At 69.5% G+C, this 2088-nt stretch carries 2 protein-coding genes; both read left to right on the top strand.

Annotation, left to right across the window (positions count from 1 at the left end; translation table 11 throughout):
* The first annotated feature begins 626 nt into the window (after positions 1-626).
* Positions 627-1127 (top strand): hypothetical protein, encoded by a 501-nt coding sequence (locus JL475_RS41040; RefSeq protein ID WP_237409500.1) that lies wholly within the window; start codon positions 627-629, stop codon positions 1125-1127.
* 508 nt (positions 1128-1635) lie between these two features.
* The coding region (locus JL475_RS38720; protein WP_202282882.1) for a hypothetical protein at positions 1636-2088 on the top strand (453 nt) is incomplete at its 3' end.

Genomic DNA, 2088 nt, shown 5'->3' with positions numbered 1-2088 from the left:
CGCTGTCCCAGTGGGTGAGCCGGCTCGCCTACGTCAGGTGAGCGGCCGGGCGGCGTGCCGATCCGCCCGGGCGGCACGCTGGAAGGGCGCGCCGGGCGCGCCGGGGGGGATGCTCACCGCGCACCGTGACGGTCGCCGCCGGCGGTTTCTGGTTGTGTACACGACCAGGAGGAATCATGTGCGTGCCCGCTGCCGGGCCTCCCGCACCGGGCACCGCCGCCTCTCCGGGGCTGCCGCGACGGGCCGTAATCGCCCTGTCTCACGAGCAGTCGGCAGCACTGCCGGGCGATCAGGGTCGGCTCGGGCGTGGGGCGGCGGGTCTGGGGCTGAGGGCTTCGGTGATGAGGTCGGTGGGCGGCTTCTGCGGCCGCCCACCGAGGTCTACGACAGCATGCCGCCCGCCGTCGACGACGTGGCTGGCGGGATGTCCACGCCGTCCGCTCGGACCGGTGCAGATGCCGGTGAAGGGGGCGGATGGGTGAGCAGAAAAGCACGAAGGGGTCTGGCACCGGACACGCCACCCCGTGTGCCCGCGATTGGCCCGCTGCGACAGGCATCATGTCCCTGGCCTACTCGCGCGGTGGCGCGTGGAACCTGTTGGCCAGAAATCGAGCACGGGATGGATCATGCTGGACAGTCCTGCCTCCACCCCGCAAGGCCGCGCGGAGCACGGCGGGGCGCGCGTTGTGGCCGGAGCTCTTCTCCCGGCCGATGCCGGGATCCACGCCTATGAGGTCACCGACGCGGACGTGCCCTTCCTCATCGACGGTTTCATCGCCGTCGCGGTCGGCGCCACTACGGGCGCCCTTCTCCTTTTGACCCGCGGACCGCGGCTGGGCTGGGTCGTGGGAGGACTCACCGCGTTGCTGACCACCATCGGCTACATCGTCACCCGTGCCACGCCCATCCCCACCGACGAGGCCGACTACGGCAACTGGCTGGAACCCCTGGGCGTCTGCTCGTTGGTCATCCAGGGCATCATCGTCGTCATGGCCGCCGTGGCCCTGAGCGGGACCGCCCCGGTACGGCCGGGCCATCTCGTCCAGGAGGCGAGGTCGGTGACACCCGGCCTCCGGACCGATGACCCAGGTTCCGGTCCGCCGGACGAGCCGCCCACATCACCATGAACAGAGCCCGCTGCGGGCGGCGGACACGCCTCCAGGACGCTCGCACGGACCCGCCGGCCGGCCGCAGGTGCACAGTGATGCCCACCTGAGGCCAACGTCAGGTCTTCGCCTTCATCGAGACGTTCTGGAGGAACGTCACCCTGCGGACGGCAACACGGCACGTCACGGGCCCGCTCACGCGCTCGAGCGCCCCGTCCGTCACCCGGCAGCACGACGGGAATGCCGGTTTGACCTGATGTGTCAACGAACGACACGCCGCGACTGGGGGTGAGCAGGTATCGGAAAAGTCCCCCGGACGGCGTATCAGGGCATCAAGTCCATTACAGAAAAGGACATCTGATTACACGTCAGCGCGCCATGGCACGGCATACGAGCACCCCCTGTGACCTGATCGGAGTCAATCTGCCGCTTTCCCCCATGTCCCGATATGACAGATATGAGGATCGGTCAGTACGTTCATCACAAGTCGGCCGGCCGGCCGATCCCCCGAGATCAGGAGAAGCACGTGATGATCACCCGTTCCAACGTCGTCACCGCGGCCGTCGCGGCCGCCGCGGCCCTGGCCGCCACCGGTATCACCTACGCCTCGGCATCCGCCTACGAGCCGGCCCAGGCCGCCCCCGCGGTCCAGCGGGCGGCCGCCCCCGCCGCGGCCCCCCTGGGCGGCGACTCCGGCAAGGGCAACGAAGGCAAGGACAACGAAGGCAAGGACAACGAAGACCGGGACTACGAAGGCAAGGACCACGAAGACCGGGACTTCGAAGGCCGGGGCTTCGAAGGCCGGATCCACATCAACGAGCGTTCCTACTCGGCCGCCCCGGGCGGCTGCATCACCGTCGTGAGCGGCCTGGGCTCCCGCAGCCTGAACATCCGCAACGACAGCAAGAGGACCGTCGAGGTCTTCCGCGGAGCCACCTGCGACAACGGCGCCCCCATCGCCACCGTCGGACCGCACAGCTCC

It is taken from the genome of Streptomyces sp. M2CJ-2 (assembly GCF_016757295.1).
Classification (GTDB): domain Bacteria; phylum Actinomycetota; class Actinomycetes; order Streptomycetales; family Streptomycetaceae; genus Streptomyces.
This window is presented reverse-complemented; position numbering and strand designations above follow the sequence as displayed.

Bases quoted from the DNA above. Each gene is read 5' to 3' on its own strand.
- JL475_RS41040 (WP_237409500.1), top strand. From the start codon at position 627: ATGCTGGACAGTCCTGCCTCCACCCCGCAAGGCCGCGCGGAGCACGGC.